Annotated in this window: 21 protein-coding genes; 10 read left to right on the top strand and 11 right to left on the bottom strand. The window is 35.1% G+C overall.

The window, feature by feature from the left end; all coding sequences use genetic code 11:
• Window positions 1-31 precede the first annotated feature (31 nt).
• Together NFRAN_RS03215 and guaB are read left to right on the top strand one after the other, a co-directional pair.
• Window positions 32-1,120 (top strand): prohibitin family protein, encoded by a 1,089-nt coding sequence (locus tag NFRAN_RS03215; RefSeq protein ID WP_134483052.1) that lies wholly within the window; start codon window positions 32-34, stop codon window positions 1,118-1,120.
• 196 nt (window positions 1,121-1,316) lie between these two features.
• Window positions 1,317-2,753, top strand: a complete 1,437-nt coding sequence (gene guaB / locus NFRAN_RS03210) for an IMP dehydrogenase (protein ID WP_134483051.1) — start codon at window positions 1,317-1,319, stop codon at window positions 2,751-2,753.
• A gap of 467 nt (window positions 2,754-3,220) precedes the next feature.
• Here guaB and NFRAN_RS03205 read toward each other — a convergent pair whose 3' ends face one another.
• A complete protein-coding gene (locus NFRAN_RS03205) occupies window positions 3,221-4,222 on the bottom strand; it encodes an adenylosuccinate synthetase (protein WP_134483050.1) in 1,002 nt (333 codons plus the stop codon).
• Window positions 4,223-4,315: 93 nt separating this feature from the next.
• Between NFRAN_RS03205 and NFRAN_RS03200 the strand changes: the two genes are divergently transcribed.
• Complete coding sequence (locus NFRAN_RS03200; RefSeq protein WP_134483049.1) at window positions 4,316-4,798, top strand: hypothetical protein; 483 nt, start codon at window positions 4,316-4,318, stop codon at window positions 4,796-4,798.
• Window positions 4,799-4,806: 8 nt separating this feature from the next.
• Here NFRAN_RS03200 and NFRAN_RS03195 read toward each other — a convergent pair whose 3' ends face one another.
• Window positions 4,807-5,052, bottom strand: coding sequence for a Fe(2+)-trafficking protein (locus tag NFRAN_RS03195; RefSeq protein ID WP_134483048.1), 246 nt, complete (start codon window positions 5,050-5,052; stop codon window positions 4,807-4,809).
• A 123-nt stretch (window positions 5,053-5,175) separates the two neighbouring features.
• Window positions 5,176-5,943 (bottom strand): hypothetical protein, encoded by a 768-nt coding sequence (locus NFRAN_RS03190; protein ID WP_134483047.1) that lies wholly within the window; start codon window positions 5,941-5,943, stop codon window positions 5,176-5,178.
• Between the two features lie 155 nt (window positions 5,944-6,098).
• Here NFRAN_RS03190 and NFRAN_RS03185 point away from each other — a divergent pair, with 155 nt between their 5' ends.
• The 3 genes from NFRAN_RS03185 (at window position 6,099) to NFRAN_RS03175 (ending at window position 7,850) form a co-directional block, all read left to right on the top strand.
• Window positions 6,099-6,506, top strand: a complete 408-nt coding sequence (locus NFRAN_RS03185) for a cupredoxin domain-containing protein (RefSeq protein ID WP_134483046.1) — start codon at window positions 6,099-6,101, stop codon at window positions 6,504-6,506.
• Between the two features lie 297 nt (window positions 6,507-6,803).
• Window positions 6,804-7,211, top strand: coding sequence for a cupredoxin domain-containing protein (locus NFRAN_RS03180; protein ID WP_134483045.1), 408 nt, complete (start codon window positions 6,804-6,806; stop codon window positions 7,209-7,211).
• Window positions 7,212-7,259: 48 nt separating this feature from the next.
• Window positions 7,260-7,850: an NERD domain-containing protein gene (locus tag NFRAN_RS03175; RefSeq protein ID WP_172602078.1), complete on the top strand. Its 591-nt coding sequence runs from the start codon at window positions 7,260-7,262 to the stop codon at window positions 7,848-7,850.
• Window positions 7,851-7,864: 14 nt separating this feature from the next.
• Here the strand turns inward: NFRAN_RS03175 and NFRAN_RS03170 are convergent, their stop codons facing one another.
• The 5 genes from NFRAN_RS03170 to NFRAN_RS03155 form a co-directional block, all read right to left on the bottom strand.
• Entirely contained in the window at window positions 7,865-8,293 is a 429-nt protein-coding gene (locus tag NFRAN_RS03170; RefSeq protein WP_134485624.1) for a bis(5'-nucleosyl)-tetraphosphatase, read from the bottom strand.
• Window positions 8,294-8,381: 88 nt separating this feature from the next.
• Complete coding sequence (locus tag NFRAN_RS13570; RefSeq protein WP_172602077.1) at window positions 8,382-8,522, bottom strand: hypothetical protein; 141 nt, start codon at window positions 8,520-8,522, stop codon at window positions 8,382-8,384.
• A gap of 37 nt (window positions 8,523-8,559) precedes the next feature.
• Window positions 8,560-9,285, bottom strand: coding sequence for a polyprenyl diphosphate synthase (uppS, locus tag NFRAN_RS03165; protein WP_134483043.1), 726 nt, complete (start codon window positions 9,283-9,285; stop codon window positions 8,560-8,562).
• A gap of 125 nt (window positions 9,286-9,410) precedes the next feature.
• Complete coding sequence (locus tag NFRAN_RS03160) at window positions 9,411-10,598, bottom strand: DUF373 family protein (protein ID WP_134483042.1); 1,188 nt, start codon at window positions 10,596-10,598, stop codon at window positions 9,411-9,413.
• Window positions 10,599-10,692: 94 nt separating this feature from the next.
• Window positions 10,693-11,112, bottom strand: a complete 420-nt coding sequence (locus NFRAN_RS03155) for a CoA-binding protein (protein ID WP_134483041.1) — start codon at window positions 11,110-11,112, stop codon at window positions 10,693-10,695.
• A 119-nt stretch (window positions 11,113-11,231) separates the two neighbouring features.
• Here NFRAN_RS03155 and NFRAN_RS03150 point away from each other — a divergent pair, with 119 nt between their 5' ends.
• Complete coding sequence (locus NFRAN_RS03150) at window positions 11,232-12,011, top strand: 6-hydroxymethylpterin diphosphokinase MptE-like protein (protein WP_320410581.1); 780 nt, start codon at window positions 11,232-11,234, stop codon at window positions 12,009-12,011.
• Window positions 12,008-12,196: a hypothetical protein gene (locus NFRAN_RS03145; protein ID WP_134483039.1), complete on the top strand. Its 189-nt coding sequence runs from the start codon at window positions 12,008-12,010 to the stop codon at window positions 12,194-12,196. Before NFRAN_RS03150 ends, NFRAN_RS03145 begins: the two co-directional genes overlap by 4 nt.
• Before the next feature lie 174 nt (window positions 12,197-12,370).
• Here NFRAN_RS03145 and guaA read toward each other — a convergent pair whose 3' ends face one another.
• Both guaA and NFRAN_RS03135 read right to left on the bottom strand, forming a co-directional pair.
• A complete protein-coding gene (gene guaA, locus NFRAN_RS03140; protein WP_134483038.1) occupies window positions 12,371-13,909 on the bottom strand; it encodes a glutamine-hydrolyzing GMP synthase in 1,539 nt (512 codons plus the stop codon).
• Window positions 13,906-14,565: a hypothetical protein gene (locus tag NFRAN_RS03135; RefSeq protein ID WP_134483037.1), complete on the bottom strand. Its 660-nt coding sequence runs from the start codon at window positions 14,563-14,565 to the stop codon at window positions 13,906-13,908. Before NFRAN_RS03135 ends, guaA begins: the two co-directional genes overlap by 4 nt.
• A 277-nt stretch (window positions 14,566-14,842) precedes the next feature.
• Here NFRAN_RS03135 and NFRAN_RS03130 point away from each other — a divergent pair, with 277 nt between their 5' ends.
• Both NFRAN_RS03130 and NFRAN_RS03125 read left to right on the top strand, forming a co-directional pair.
• A complete protein-coding gene (locus tag NFRAN_RS03130) occupies window positions 14,843-15,553 on the top strand; it encodes a hypothetical protein (protein WP_134483036.1) in 711 nt (236 codons plus the stop codon).
• A 1-nt stretch (window position 15,554) separates the two neighbouring features.
• Window positions 15,555-16,346, top strand: coding sequence for an orotidine 5'-phosphate decarboxylase / HUMPS family protein (locus NFRAN_RS03125; protein WP_172602074.1), 792 nt, complete (start codon window positions 15,555-15,557; stop codon window positions 16,344-16,346).
• Between the two features lie 16 nt (window positions 16,347-16,362).
• Here the strand turns inward: NFRAN_RS03125 and NFRAN_RS03120 are convergent, their stop codons facing one another.
• A complete protein-coding gene (locus NFRAN_RS03120) occupies window positions 16,363-16,683 on the bottom strand; it encodes a DUF424 domain-containing protein (RefSeq protein WP_134483034.1) in 321 nt (106 codons plus the stop codon).
• Between the last annotated feature and the right edge of the window lie 16 nt (window positions 16,684-16,699).

The raw sequence follows: 16,699 nt of genomic DNA, 5'->3' as shown, positions 1-16,699 counted from the left end.
AAATCACGTATAGTCATAATTTAATATAAACATGGTAGATTTTTTTAAATCTAAACGAAATAGGAGGATTACTCCAGATGGAGAACCATTGGAAGATGTCGGTGGTGGAGGTGGATTTGGTTTTTCTAGTCCGTTAAAAATCGCTATACCTGCAATAATTGCTATTATAATAATTTTTGTTGTCTTGACCTCAAGTTTAAAGATCGTGGAGGCCGGTAACAGGGGCGTATTGCTCAAATTTGGAGCAGTAGATACCTCTGTATCCTTAAGCGAGGGGTTACATTTTGTATTACCTTTTAGAGACTCGATCGTACCTGTAGAGGTTAGAACCCAAAAAATAGTGGAGAGTACTACGTCTGCCTCAAAAGACCTTCAGAATGTCGCGACTGAGGTAGCGTTAAATTATCGTCTAAATCCTGATACTGTACCAATATTATACAAAGAAATTGGTCTTGATTATTCTAACAGGGTGATAGTTCCTACGATTCAGGAATCCGTAAAACAGGTGACCGCTAGATATAATGCCGAAGAATTGATTACTAAAAGGGATCAGGTAAAATCTGAAATTCAAGAACAAATCGAGGCTAGGTTGACACCTTACAATATCTTGACAGATACTATTTCTATAACTGACTTTCAGTTTTCAGATCAGTTCGTTCAGGCAGTAGAAGCTAAGGTTCAAGCCGAACAACGGGCACTCCAAGCACAGAATGAACTGAGAAGGATTCAGATAGAGGCACAACAAACAGAAGCACGAGCGTTGGGAGAACAAAAGGCCAATATTGCTTCAGCAGAAGGTCAGAGACAGGCTAACATACTCAGGGCTCAGGGTGAATCAGAAGCAGTCAAAATTATTGATGCTCAGCTCAGAAATAGTACTGAATATCTTAAATGGCTACATGCACAAAAGTGGGATGGAAAGCTACCACTTGTTACCGGCGGCGGTGGCGGCGGCGGTGCTGGTGGAGCCAATAATTTAGGGGCAATTCCTTTCGTTGAAATTCCGTTAGGTGTTGAATCAAATTCACAATCAGCTAATTCTGCTTCTGCTACTTCTAATAGCTCTACAAACTCTTCGAGCCAATCCTCTACGCCTTCCACTACCTCGCCTACACCCTAACAAACACAATAGATAAGAACAACATTCTCATCCCTATTTTTATTAAAGGAAAGTCGTGTAGAAACACTTTTTCTGTGATGCCTAATCACAGGATTGAAATCCATATTCTTTTGATTTCATGACTTGATGATGATGTCGTAAAATACACAAATGAAAACGCTTATAATCCTAGAACATGTTATGGATAAAGGTAATATTGTACTTCAAAGAAGGCCTTACCTTTGATGATGTTCTCTTGGTTCCTAAAAAATCCCCTATCGTGTCACGTGCTCAAACTAAGTTAAAAACCCGATTATCTTCAAATGTAAATTTGAACATCCCTATTATAAGCGCGAATATGGATTCGGTAACCGAATCTCGAATGGCTATTGCACTAGCGAGGGAAGGCGGGATAGGAATTATTCATAGGTTTATGACCATAAACGAACAAGTGGAACAAGTCCTTAAAGTTAAGAGAAGCGAGTCTGTAGTTATTGAACAACCTCATACTATAAGTCCTGATAGTAATATACGCGAAGCCAATTCTTTAATGTTGGAAAATGGTATCTCAGGACTCCTTGTGAGAGATAAGGAAAACAAGCTATGTGGTATCCTTACACGACGAGATACAGTCTTTGAACGCAATCTAGATACTCTAGTCTCAGATTTAATGACTAGAGATGTGATTTCTGCAAAAGTAGGTACAACAATAGAGCAGGCGAAAGAAATTCTTCATAAAAACAAGATCGAAAAACTGCCTGTTGTAAATGAAAAAGGCGAAATCCATGGATTGATTACAGGAAAGGATATCCTGAAAATGGAGGAATTTCCTAATGCTTCTAAGGATAAAAAGGGTCGATTACTTGTAGGAGCAGCGGTTGGAGTAAAAGGAGATTATCTTGAACGAACTGAGGCTCTGCTAAATAATGGAGCAGATGTAATTGTTGTAGATATTGCACATGGCCATAGTGACAATGCCATCAACACTGTTAAGATGATAAAAAAGGTATTTCCAACATGTGAACTCATAGCTGGAAATGTAGCTACATGTAAGGGAACAGAAGATCTAATTAAAGCGGGAGTAGATGCAGTCAAAGTGGGTGTAGGTTCTGGTTCGATATGTATTACAAGAGTTGTTACCGGTTCTGGAGTTCCTCAACTTACTGCGATAATAGATAGCGTTAAGATAGCAAGAAAGTATGATATCCCAGTTATCTCTGATGGAGGAACGCGTACGTCTGGCGATATAACTAAAGCTTTAGCTGCTGGGTCATCTACAGTTATGATAGGTAGTCTCTTTGGAGGCACTGATGAAAGCCCTGGCAAGACCCTTGTGAAGAACGGTAAAAAGTACAAAATGTATAGAGGAATGGCATCTTTCTATGCTGCACTAGGAAGAAGATATCGCGAAAACCCTGAATCTAGTCCGGCCGATGATGATTTAGATGATTATGTTGCAGAGGGAGTCGAGGCTATGGTACCATATAAAGGCAGCGTGATTGAGATAATAAGGCAGTTAGTAGGAGGGGTAAGATCTGGTTTGAGTTACTGTGGTGCTAACACCATACCCGAAATGCAAGAAAATGCTGAATTCATTAAGATTACACTCGCAGGGTATAAAGAAAGCCATCCTCACGATGTGGATGTGATATAGAATATTTTTGTTATATGTTACAACCCCTACAAGTAATATATTCTTGAACAGATTTCTTAGGACAGCATGAAAGTTGATAGCTCAAAATAGAGGCCGGGCGAATTCTATGTATTTCTTTGGATGACATCGTTGCTACTGCATGTCATGTCTTTTGTGGATAAAACCACCATATGCAAGGCTCCTAAAAGATTTCTATTCTGAGGAATGGTAAGGTAAAAGAAATTATTATCGGCGTGTTGTATTTTTTGTTTAGATGATCTACTTCTCTTTGCCAATTTTATTTTCATTTCATGCGGTATTGTTTAAAAGACTAGATAATAAAACGATTCCACTAAATTCCAAGAAAATATTGCTAGTTGAAAATAATGATGGTTAAATCAAGAACATTTAGTTAACAAAAAGTACGCTATGTTGTCATTAAAAGTGGAATCTACAAAACGATAAAGAATAAAGTTTTTTGCTACTGCCTATCTTCTATCAATAGTATCCATTATTTCTGCTCCGGTACCTATGATAGTCACAGGCAAACCAGTTTCAGATTCGATATTCGATATAAAGCTCTTTGCTTCGTCTGGTAAGCTTGAAAATTCTCTCTTCCCCTTTGCCTTGGGATAGAGTACATCCAGTTTTGTCAGTGCTATTTGAGTAGCACTATTGATTTGAATAGCTTTCTTTGCAAGATCAAAATCAAATGGAGCTGCTCTTCTTTGTCTACCTGTAACACTTCCAAATTCCAACCAATTTTTCTCACGTGCTTGTTCTAAAGTAATCTCACAATTCAGTGGACCTTCACCTACCCTAGTAACATATGATTTGAATACTACAAGGACATCGTCTACCTTCTTCGGACCCACTCCAACATCCGAACATATAGCTGAAGCAGTAACGTCCTTTGAAGTTACAAAAGGATAGGTTCCATGAAAAAGTGACAAAAAGGTTCCTTGGGTTCCCTCGATTAAGACCTTTTCGTTATTATCGATAGAACGGTTAATCGAATTACTCACGTCTTCCAGATACAATGCTATTTCGGGTATATCCTTTGCAAGTTTAATATTTCGCAGGGCTCTATCTGCATTGGCAGGGCCCGTTCCACTTCCTGTGGTGCCTATTGTCTTTTTGAGATGATCATTGTTCTTGTCTCTGTCCTGATGAGATTTTTCGATTATTCCACATTGAAAATCAACAAAAGTACGGTCAGTCGAATTAAAAGTTTGGATTTCATTTTGTAGAATTGTAGGCTCTACTAGGACTCCTGCTCCTATCAAGAGTCTTGTATTGCTATTAAGTACTGCACTAGGGAGCATTCTGACTTTATATTCTTTTCCCTGATGTATGAATGTGTGACCTGCATTGGGGCCGGCTCCTCCCCTAGCTGCAAGATCTAAATTATCTTTTACTGAAAGGTAAGCTACTATCTTCCCCTTCCCCTCATCACCATAAAACCCACCGACAGTTACTACGCAAGGCATATATCAGTTAAAGAACCGTTAATGATTATTTATTCTTAATAGTTCAATATATGTAAGAAAGGATGAAATATTGAAGATATATCCAATTTTGTCGTGGCAAAAGAAATTCAAACCTCTACCTTTGTGGAGAATATTTTGAATATATTGTCTAATTTACCTACTGGATTACGCAATCAAATAGTCAAAAATAGATTAAATGAATTCTTGTTGTTTGACTGTGACGAAAAAAAAACTATAATTAAAGATATCTTGGCTAACTATGGTAAAATAAATAATCAATCTTTGCTAAAACTAGTTGAGTCATGGTTCGATTCATTATCTGAACTGAGATCCGACCAAATTAACTCAATATTTTACCAATACCTTTTAGAAATTTCTTTAAACCCTGACTTGGTGAAAAATTTCAATCAAGACTTTCTAAACTCACTATCTAAGATCTTGATTTCCTTTCCAAAAACGAAGAAAATTAGACTCCTTCATTGTTTCTTCGAAGTAGTCTTTAATGTGCCTAACCCACACCTTTTCATAAATGTTATACCTCCAATAATAATAGAGGAAGGTACTAAAACTTACTAACCCTTCTATTATTTGTTCTCGGGGTTCTTTTCAATTTCTCCTATGGTTTTCTCAAAAAATCCTTTCTCGTACTTTTTAAGTGCTTTCCTGTGTTCTGGGAGAGACATGTCTAGTCTCATTTCATTCATAACCATTACTGCATATGTAGTCCACTCTTTCCAACACTCTGGACAAGATGGATATTTCTGAGAAGAGGGATCTTCTACTGTACTTTCATCAAATTCTTTAGTACATCTCAGACATGTTTTTGACATTGCTAAATTAACTTGACGCATCCTATGCTTATTATATTTTGTCTTTGGATTCTAAAAATATGCTCTGCGCGCTTTTATTAACAATATCGATTTTTTCCATCAATTTTAATTCGGTGAGTATCTTCAGTTAACCCTGCTCAAACTCAAGAGCTCTTCACGTCCTTTGCTAAGCTCATCAAATACGTTCGCTATTAGATCGAGTAATTTTGGATCTCTTGATAGTTTCTTTTTCATGGACATCTCCATATCAAAAATTGCTAATACGGCCTTGTCATTTGGGTTATCAATAGTTGATGATATTAAATTCGATTCCTTATATTGTATTGCTATTTTAAATCCTAAATATAATGCTATCAAGTTCAAGTTATGTTCTATATCTTTTTGAATCTCAATTGTAAATGGCATAGTAGTTGAATGACGATATCCAAGCAAATAGCTTGCAATATCATAAAGATATTCACTGATTAATACGAAAAATTTGGCTGAAGATGATCTAATAGTCTTTAGCTCAAAATACTTGTACAACGAGTTACTTAGAACTATTTCATTATGGTATTTTACTAGAAGACTTGGTGAGTAAATGAATTTGCCATTAAAAATATGAAGCAAACCTTTATTTGTTAACTTGTAGTTTTTGCCGGGCTGATTTTGCTTGTTATCGGTATCTTGACTCGGCGAGCCCGGCGGTACTTCTAATTCAATTAAACCTTTGTCTAGCAAACCGGTAAAATCATATGAAGCCTTTGATTCTTCAATCTGAAGTTTATTTTTTTTAAAAATATTAAAGAATTTCCTTATTTTTTCATACTTGAAGGTTGATTTCTTTTCTTCGTTATTCAAAATACTGTATATTATTCTTTTTTCTTCTTCTGTAATCGTGGTACTTTTCATTTCCCAAACTAAGGAGATAAGGTCATTCACTTCAAGTCTTTGTGAATACTTGTAACCATTGAATAAAAATATTTTAACACATATTATTCTAGATTTTTCTAAAGAAAAAATCTTATGGTATTTATTAGAGTGAAAATTATTCTTATACGATTAGCATGGTAAGTAAAACAATTTATCTTACAGCGAGTCTACTTGCGATTTTTGGTGTAATAGCCATTGGAGCTAGCGCAGAGAATAGTGTTTTTGCTCAAGGTGATAAGGTGCAAGCATCCATAGTTCCAGGAGCCTCTACCCTTACTGATACAGCCGTTGATCCAAACCCTATTCAGGTAAAAGTTGGTCAAACAGTCGTATGGACAAATGATGATACAGCATTTCATACAGTAACTTCTGGAAAATTTGGCGCTGCTGACGCAGGTCAACTATTTGATTCAGGTTTGGCTGGACCTACTGCTCTTACAGGCCAAGGCAAGACTTTTGAACATACATTTGATGCTGCAGGCGAAATCGATTATCACTGTACATTGCATCCTGCAATGGTGGGCAAGATAATCGTAACATAATCTCTTATTTTTTTCCTTTAAAAATTCTGTAAGAATTAAAGACTCAAACTTAGAGTTATTCTATTTGAGATATTTTAGTCACGTCTTATTCTGGCAATACAAATAAGCCTATTTTTTATCTTCGAGTGACTGGAATGTTAATTTGCCGAGACTTTGGGCGTAGACAAGGTTGCTAAATTTGTAAATCATGGTATCAAAGATCTCCTCCACTTGAGTACATTTTCACATACTCCGAATTTAGATTCTACATGCTAGAAATGGTATTTATTACTGTTTAATCAAACTATTGTGTAAGATATGGTAAGTAAAACAATTTATCTTACAGCGAGTCTACTTGCGATTTTTGGTGTAATAGCCATTGGAGCTAGCGCAGAGAATAGTGTTTTTGCTCAAGGTGATAAGGTGCAAGCATCCATAGTTCCAGGAGCCTCTACCCTTACTGATACCGCTTATAGTCCAAATCCAATTGAAATCACAGTCGGTCAAACAGTCGTATGGACAAATGATGATACAGCATTTCATACAGTAACTTCTGGAAGTATAGGTGCACCAGACGCAGGTCAACTATTTGATTCAGGTTTGGCTGGACCTACTGCTCTTACAGGCCAAGGCAAGACTTTTGAACATACATTTGATGCTGCAGGAGAGTATCCATACTTTTGTACATTACATCCAGCAATGGTCGGAACAGTCATAGTTTCCTAACCACTGAATTTCCATTCTAGGTTATTGATAAGAAATCCCAATTTCTTAGTGCATATACTACGTGAACTGAGTTCATCACCTGCAGGGGTAGAGATAAACAAGGATACAGATCCTGAAATCCATAATCTTTTTTTATCTAAAGGGGTAATCGTTAAGAATAATTTTGTTGAAAACACTTCTTCGAATAAAATTTCTTTGGGAATTGCCGCATTGAGTTGCGGTGCTGATGTGTTTGAAATTTGCAAGATACTAAGTTGGAAAGATTTTGAAATACTTTCCTCTGAAATTTTGAAATTCCATGATTATGTCGTATATTTTAATTATAGAATAAGGAATCCTACTAGACAGATAGACATTATAGCAATAAAATCAAAGATTGCGTTAGTAATTGATTGTAAACATTGGAAGAATACATCCTTTTCCTCGCTCCAGGAAGTTGTCATAAAACAGAAGGACCGTAGCGTAAGACTTGGAGAGAGGAAAGAAATTCTTGGAGTACAAAGTCTATATCCTATTATAGTCACGTTTCTTAAATCTGAGTTTCAAAACATTCAAGGAGTTCCAATCGTTCCAATTCAAAATTTTAATTCTTTCTTGTTAGATTTTGACACTTATAATCACGAGTTCTTTGTAATCTGAATTACATATTTCTCCTAGTTTGAGTATAGACAAGTAAGCACATTATTGGCATTTCGTAATACTTTCCTACTGTTTTCAAACGAAAGTTTCATTAGAGCATGTTCAAAGGAAAACCACCCAAAGTCATTATGCTCAAAAGACAATACTACTTGCCTTGATTTAGTCTCTGCCAAATAGTAGATTACTGCCTTGTTAACTAATTTTGATTTCTTTCGATACTTGTATTCAATTTGCTGACGGAATCCTTCTATAATTTGAATATCTTTTATTCCGGTTTCTTCAGATACTTCTCGAAAAACAGTCTCAAGCTCAGTTTCTCCTGCTTCGATATTTCCTTTTGGAAAGTCCCAGTGACCATAACTGTAATTAAGTATCAAGTATTTTATCTCTGGGCCCTCTTCCTTTAGATACAAGACAGCGCCGGCAGAAATTTCATCATACATTGCCATGAATAAAATTAACGATTATAAAAATATGTTCTTGAATAAAGGGATCAGCTTGTTCAGGTATGTATATATCAAATCAACACCTTTAGTCACTTACTTCTTTTGTTTCTACGAATTCCTCTGCATCTGGTGAATATTTGTGTATCTCTTCCCATTCATCCAGATTCATCCAATAACCGCAATAAATTTGATTAGTACGCTTGTCAATTTCGCCGTGCTGAGGCATAATCCCATAATAATTTAATGACTTTATAAATCTAAATTTATTTTCCGTACCTTCTTGCCCTTTTCTGAAATGTTCTAATTGCCCGCATCAGATCGATTTTTCTAAATTCAGGCCAAAATATGTCTACAAATACAAGCTCGCTGTAAGCGCTTTGCCATAACAAGAAACCACTTAATCGCTTCTCTCCAGATGTCCTTAGTATTAGATCAGGCTCTGCCTGAGGTAAGTGTGATGTGTACAAATTGGCTTCAATTACTTTCTCATCGATATCTTCAACTTTGATTTTTTCCTCCTTAACACTGGTAGCGATTTTTCTAATAGCATCGATCAATTCTCTTTGTCCTCCATAAGCGATTGCAATGTTTAGGTACATATTATCATACTTTTCTGTCCTGTCTTCCAATTTCCTTAGTATTTTCTGCAAATTTTCAGGTATCTTATTGAATTCTCCTATCGATTTTATGCGTATCCGTTTTTTATGTATACGATTGTCGTTATACAAGCTCTCTAATTTCTCTTCCAGCAATGAATAGATATTTTCCAACTCATTGGGATCGCGACCAAGATTTTCATTAGATAACACATAGACGGTTGTGATCTTTATACCCAAGTCATAAATCCAATTCAGCATCTCCTCAGCGATATCTGCACCCATCTGATGACCAATAACTTTATCCATGTCTTTGATTCTTGACCAGCGTCTGTTTCCATCCAGTATAATTCCAATATGCTGTGGGAAAGGAAATTGGGTGATTTCCTTCATTAGGTGTTTTTCATATATGCTATATATCAAATTCTGCCTTGAAGCTGCGTACAGGAATTTTAGAAGTTTGTCCGTTAAAGGCATTGGGGGAATAACTTATAGCCTCTTCAATGTTTTAATATATCTTACTGGTCATCATGTTTTAATGCCTCTCCTCCCTTTCTGTTTCTAAAGTATTGGAATAGAAAGGTCGCTGCTATCAAGGTTATTGCTAAACCTATCAATAACGATGAGATTAAATTAAAAGGGTTGCCACGCTCTGTGATCAATGAAGTTAACTGTAGCATAGGGATGTAAAATAATCCTAATACTACCAGTCTCAAAATATCGTATATTATCTTTATACTACCCTTAAACCAATTGCTTAATAATACTCCTGCAAAGATCGTGGCAATTCCAATCCAGAGCAATGTAATAGTACCGTTGGCAAAATTGCTTAAAACAATCTTGTTTGTTATTAAAGAAGTTATTTCTTTGTTTGATTCGATGATTTCTGGAGGAATATGGGAGATTCCATTTAGAATTGATGCAATTATGATCATAGTTCCTGCAAAGTACGAAAATACCCTTATGAATGCGGAAGGGCTTGGCTTTGACAACGTTGAAAGAGATTTATCGATATCAAATGCTCTCAATATGAATGCTGCCCCTAGAATACTAATGCCTAGCGCAAATGCTTCTCTAGAAAAACCAAATATAATTGATAATCCACTTGTAACCAACAGCGCTCCAGGTAGGCCTAAAAAAAATTTTGAATATCTGGGGTCATAAAAAAGAATCTTTATGTATCGTGCTAGTACAGCGTAGGAATATTCTACACTCCGACTTTGCCGTACGATGATTCTTTGAATTGATATGATTGGAACTCTTCCTTGAATTAGTGGAATGGCCGTTTCATCATCTTCTCCGTCTGATATCACTACTGCTCCATCTGCTGCATATGCTTCTAAGACTTTGTCAATTTCCTGTGCAATTTTTATATCTCCTTCAATACCTCGATTATACTTACCTGCAACTAAAGCTATCTCGACATCGTATCCCTTCATTTTAAATTCGTCATAAGACTTTACTGCTCCAAAGATCGCATTACAATCCGAATCTTCTGGATCTTCTATCGCCAGGCGTGTCCCTGCGTTTATGCAAGCTTCTTTTCCTATGATGGGGGTTTCTATTCCACCTTTGATGCCTATATCATCATCACGATCTATACAGATAACGATGACTTTTGTAAAATTTTGAAATCGACCCAAATTGTCGTAATTTTTATTCTTTCGTAAATCGACTTTGTTGTCAAGCTGACTCCAATTAGGCATTAGTGTTTCAATAAATATGAAGTTCTCCTATTTAATTAAGTTGCTTAATTTACAAATTCTCCCAATAAATTCATCTTCTCTGTTTTATTCTTTTTTATAGTAATAGTCTTTGATGTTCTCTCAACATACATCTATTATAGACAACTTCCATACCATTTCTCTCTGCAATTTCCTTTGCTTCTGAGTTATAAATGCCCAACTGCATCCAAAAAACTTTAATTCCTTTTTTCTTGACCGCGTCTTTAGCAATTGGGGGAATATCTTCTGATTTTCTAAAAATGTCTACAATGTCTACAGGATCAGGGATTTCAGACACTTTAGGATATGATTTTAATCCTAATACACTATCATATACTGGATTGACAGGAATAACTTTGTATCCTTTTTCGATTAAGTATTTTGGAACATAATTGGCAGGCTTGCCTTCTGTGGGAGACATTCCTACTACAGCTATGTTCTTTAATTTGTAAATTTCTTTGAGTCGATTATCTGGTGTATTATCCATTTCTTCCATAACCTGAATTAATCTTACTCTATCTTGTAGTTAATACTTTCTTAAAATATTGGTAGTTATGAAGAAAGGTAACTAGAAAGAGAAAATATATACTACTTTCTTGCTTTCAACATAGCCTCTTGAGATTTAGTTATTGGTATCGTCATTACCAAATTATTGCAAAATATTTAGATCTGCGAATAGACAAAGATTTTCTGAGTAGTATTTATCTCTCACAACATTTGGGTAATATTAACACGAATCTACACTATTTTAGTAAGATTTGTCAAAGCAAAGTTATGGCAATAGGTGCTGGTCCAAGTATTGAAGATAAACAAATTCAACAATTTATTCTCGATGTTTATCAAAAGTTTAGTCCCAAAAATAACCAATCAAAAGAAACAAATCTAGTAGTCATGGTCGCAGATGGTGCTTCGGAATTGATTTTGGACTTGGAAATTATACCTGATTTTGTTATCACTGATCTAGATGGCAATTTTGAATCTCTGCTAAAAGCTAGCAAGAAGGGTTCAGTTATGGTTATTCATGCTCATGGTGATAATATTGAAAAAATTAATTCTTCCATCTCAGATTTTGACAAGATTGTGGGGACAACTCAAAACTTTCCTCTTACTAATGTCTTTAATTTTGGCGGTTTTACAGATGGTGATAGGTGTGTTTTTCTTGCAGATCATTTTCTGGCAAAGGAAATAATACTTATTGGAATGGATTTTGATTCTAGAATAGGACATTTTTCAAAAAGGAAAATAATGAATTACGATTTTAAAAGGAAAAAATTAGATGTTGCAAAGAATTTGATCAAATTATTAACAAGGTGGACTAATTCCGAAATGACTCAAATCTCTAGTTCTAATTATCCTTCACCTATTTATGGGGTCGATAGAAATATCATTTTGTGAAGACGAAAAACCTTCTCGCATTTATAGGAATTGCACTGGCACTCATCGGAGGATATTTGTGGATGATAAATTACTTGTCCATAGCTCTAATATTATGGGGGGTAACGTTTCTCATCGTATTAAGAATGAAGAAAATGAACAAAAACAGACTCGATAAAAGAAATAGGTTAAGAGATAGAAATTAGATTCTCTCATACCTATCCTGCCGAATTCCAATACATATCAAGATCGATTCATGTTGTGGTGGCTAAGCTTGTGGTGGCTAAGCTTGTGGTAGTGATATTAATGGTAGTGATTTAGAATTGAATTTTATTTGAAAATTGGAGCTTCGTATTTTTTACATCCTATCAAAATTTAGCCTATTGCGGTTCAATGGTAGCAGGAGGTTTACTAGAAATTGCGTAAGTAACCCATGCAACTTTTTCAATCTCGTTGGTTATCTTTGAACTAATCTTCTCCAATGTCTTATTAGGAAGCCGTACCCAGTCTGCAGTCATCGCATCAACTGACTCCATGACTCTTACAGTTACGATGCGACCTTCTAATCTCTCATCTCCTAAAATTCCTACGGCTCTGTCGTCACCTATTATCGCAAATGCCTGCCAAACCTTGTCATAAAGTTTATCTTCAACTAAAATATCTTCAACTATTTTGCTTGCCTTTCTAACTATGTTTATTTTTTCATTAGTGACCTCGCCTATTATTCTGACAGCTAAACCTGGTCCTGGAAATGGGTGTCTGTTTAATATGTCTTCGGGTATTTGGAGAATTCTGGCTACCTTTCTTACCTCATCCTTGTACAAAAACCTTAAAGGTTCTAGGACTTTAAGGTTGAGCCATTCCGGTAGTCCTCCCACATTATGATGCGTTTTTATTACAGTAGCTGGTCCTCCAGATACTCCGCTTTCAATTACATCGGGATAGAGAGTTCCTTGTGCCAGCCATTGAAATGGTCCTTTTTTTTCAGCAAATTCAGTAAAAATCATAGCAAACTCCTCTCCAATTCTCTTTCTTTTCTCTTCGGGGTCAATAACCTTCTCTAACTTCTTTAGAAATCTTTCTCTAGCATCGATTATTTGTATTGGAATTCTTAATTTCTCATTGAATATTTTCATAACTGTTTCTCTTTCGTTTTCACGTAACAGACCGTTATCGACAAATACACATGTAAGATTATCCTTTATGGCTTTATGAATAAGAACCGCGCAAGTTGTTGAGTCAACTCCACCACTAACTGCACAAAGGACTCTTTCGTTTCTCGTCTTTTCTGCTATTTCTCTAACAATTGTATCAACAAAGTTTGTCATACTCCATTCTGGGTTTGCTTTGCTGATGTTTCTTGCAAAATTATTCAATACTGTGTTACCATTCTCTGTATGCACTACCTCGGGATGAAATTGTAATCCAAAGACTTTTTTCTCGTCATTTCCAATCGCAGCTGAGAATGAACTATCTGTCTTACCTAAGATTTTGAAACCTTTCGGAAGGATTTCAGCGGCATCACTATGACTCATCCAACATTTCAGAGTATCTGATTCAATGTTTTTAAATAGATTCGTCTTATCTGAAATTTCGAGTAGTGCACTGCCATACTCTCTCTTGTCTACTTTTCTTATTTTTCCATCAAAATGATCTATTATTAATTGATGTCCATAACATATTCCTAATATGGGAATCCCTGTTTCGAAAATTTTGTTATCTGGTTTTGGAGAACCCTTTTCGTAAACACTAGCAGGACCACCCGAAAAGATTATTCCTTTTGGATTTAACTCCAAAAGTTTATCTAATGGAATGTTATATGGTACTAATTCACAGTAGATGTTTGAATCTCTTATCCTTCGACATATTAAATGGCTATATTGTGAACCAAAATCTAGAACTATTATCTTGTCCGTTATCTTTCACCTTTTTCCAGCATTCTGGTTATTACCCATGCTGCCGTATTAAAAATCTCATTAATACGTTCTTTATCTCTATAATTATTTATAACTACTTTCTTAATATTTTTATTATCTGGTTCATCAGTAATGACCTCAAAATTGATCACTTCTGTCTCTGATAAAGAACCTTGCTTTAACTTTTCTAAATCTTTGTTTTTCATGCCTTGTAATATCCTATTTAAGAAAAATGATCTAAAAGGGGGGGTCTCTAAACTAATCTTGATATTTTCTTCTGGTGTGATTTCTACACTATTGGGAAATATATGTACTTGGGCTACAAGCGTATTATCCTTTAACCTTTTTATGGGTTTGATTTCTACAGCTTTTGATTCACCTATATCTTTTTGTCTTGTCTCGTCAGGAGGTTTTGTTACAGTCCTTTTATAGGGCTTCGAATCAAGTTGAGACCCATATTTTTTGTCTTGAGTCAAATCGCTTTTTGTAACATTCAGATTTGCTGCTGTTTTAAAGCTACCTTTTTTTAATACCGAATCAATTAATGATAATGTAATCTTTATTTTGTCTATTTCCTCTTGTTTTTCCATAATTTGTTTGGTCAACCATTCTCTAATCTCTGCTGCATTTTTAATGTCGTCATCAGTGTAACCTAGCATAATTAATTTAATTTTTTTACGATATTAAATGTTATTTGATATAAATAATTAATTCTTGCTCTGTGATTTGCATAAACTATTATTAATAATTTGTTGTATTGTGTGATTTTAGAACAAATAATTTCGTTATTCAAATAACATTATCATGATACATCATAAATCAAAAATTTCAAAGGAAAAGTCTGATTCCTTGCAAAACCTGTTTCTTGACTTATTTATTCTTATTGTATTAAAATTATATATGGACAAGAAACCCTTTTCTTAGGTTGGTCTAAAATTGCTAAAGTCTCCAATTTATATTAAATTAAAAACTCTAAATGATTTAGCTAGGTTGGTATGTTCGCTTGAAAGGGTTCCCTCTCCTATTTATGAATACAACTATCTGGGAACAGATATTTTAGCTGTTCCTTTTGATTCATTAAGCGGTAGATCCATAATTTATTATGTAGTCAACACCCAGATTACTGAAAATCAATATCTCTTGTACAAGATTAGCAATAATTTAGAGGAGGTGTATTTAGTCGATAAGATTCGAGACACTTCTGCACTTTATTCTCCAGTTATTAAAGTATCTTCTCCTCCTCCTTCATTTACAAAGCCTTCAAGAATAAGCGCTACTTCAAGATATACGGGAATAGGATTGAATGATCTGCTTAGTCTCTCAAAGTTAGTTGCTTTCCGTACAATTTATGAAGAAAATACTATTCCGTTGTTTCTATTTCCTAAGGATGTAACTAATACACCTCCAATTAAACATGGACAAAATATTCATGAGCAAATACTAGGAACTCCTATGACAATGCTAGATTCGGCTGATACAAGCTTTTTTTACTATGTTCCTATAAATGAGGGTATAGACAAATGTTTTCTAAAATTTAGTCTCGAAAAATCAAATCATCCAACCTTTTCGAATCATATAGACGAACATGGCTTTATTTATTTAAAAGTTATTCAATTAGATGGTCCACATCCGCTGGTCAAAGTCTAACATGATCTCTTCGTTATCTTTTAAGGAAAGGATTTGTGCAATATCTAAAGATAAGAAATCAAGTATTATATTGGCTTTAGATCCACCATACGGAACAAAAAATATTTTTGATTATGTAATCGAGAAAATCGAGAGTTTGAGTTCTTATTCTTGTGCAATAAAACTAAACTTTCATGTTATCTTGCCTCTATCGGGTAATGAATTAAAGAAAATGACAAAGTGTGCTCATGATAATGATTTACAGGTAATAGCAGATCTAAAATTAAATGATATTTTTGATACCAACAAAGTAGTCATACAGCATCTTGCATCAATGGGTTTTGACAGCACAATTCTCAACCCTTTTATTGGAAAAAACAGCTTAGTATCGATCACTCGGTATGCACATTCCCTGGGGTTTGGAATCATCTCATTAGTTTACATGAGTCATCCAGAAGCAGTTGAGGGGTATGGGGCTCTAATCCAATCTCAATCTGACCATGCTGTAGAAACCAAGTTTCTACCTTTATATCGCTCATTTTATGGCAATTCCATCATTGCAGGTGTTGATGGCGTTGTGATCGGAGGGAATCGATTGGACATAATTAAAGAGTGTTCTAGTAAGGGAACTCCTACGACAAATATTCCAATATATTCTCCCGGATTGATTACTCAAGGTGGGAACGTAAAGGATGCTTTAGCATCTGGAAGTAACTATCTAATAATAGGAAGAGCGATTATTGGATCAAATTCTCCGGTTACTACCATAAGAAGCATAAGGGATTCTATATCAGATAGAAATTTGTATCTTTAGAAAATAATTGCCTTGGTCAGTAATTACCTACAAACCTAAAAATCATTAAAAATGGAATATTGTCTATCACCTTTATACTATTCTCTTTAGCAAGCCGTAGCTCCAACGCAAGCTTCACAATCCTGTTTCCTACCAAATTGAGAACAGATGACGACTTTAACATTGTAATGGCTTCTCGTTCATCAATTTCCTCTTCTAGAAAATAGTTTTTTGATATCTGAATAATAAAATCGCCCTTGTTTATTTCTTTATCTAATAACTCTATGTCACAAATGTTTATCATGGTAGTTTCTTGATATTTTATTTTTCTTAGTGCAAATATCTTATTTTGATTCATGACTGGGCATAACCTC

Source organism: Candidatus Nitrosocosmicus franklandus (genome assembly GCF_900696045.1).
GTDB classification, from domain to species: Archaea; Thermoproteota; Nitrososphaeria; order Nitrososphaerales; family Nitrososphaeraceae; genus Nitrosocosmicus; species Nitrosocosmicus franklandus_A.
The sequence above is the reverse complement of the archived record's forward strand: the minus strand, read 5'-3'. Positions and strand labels throughout refer to the sequence as shown.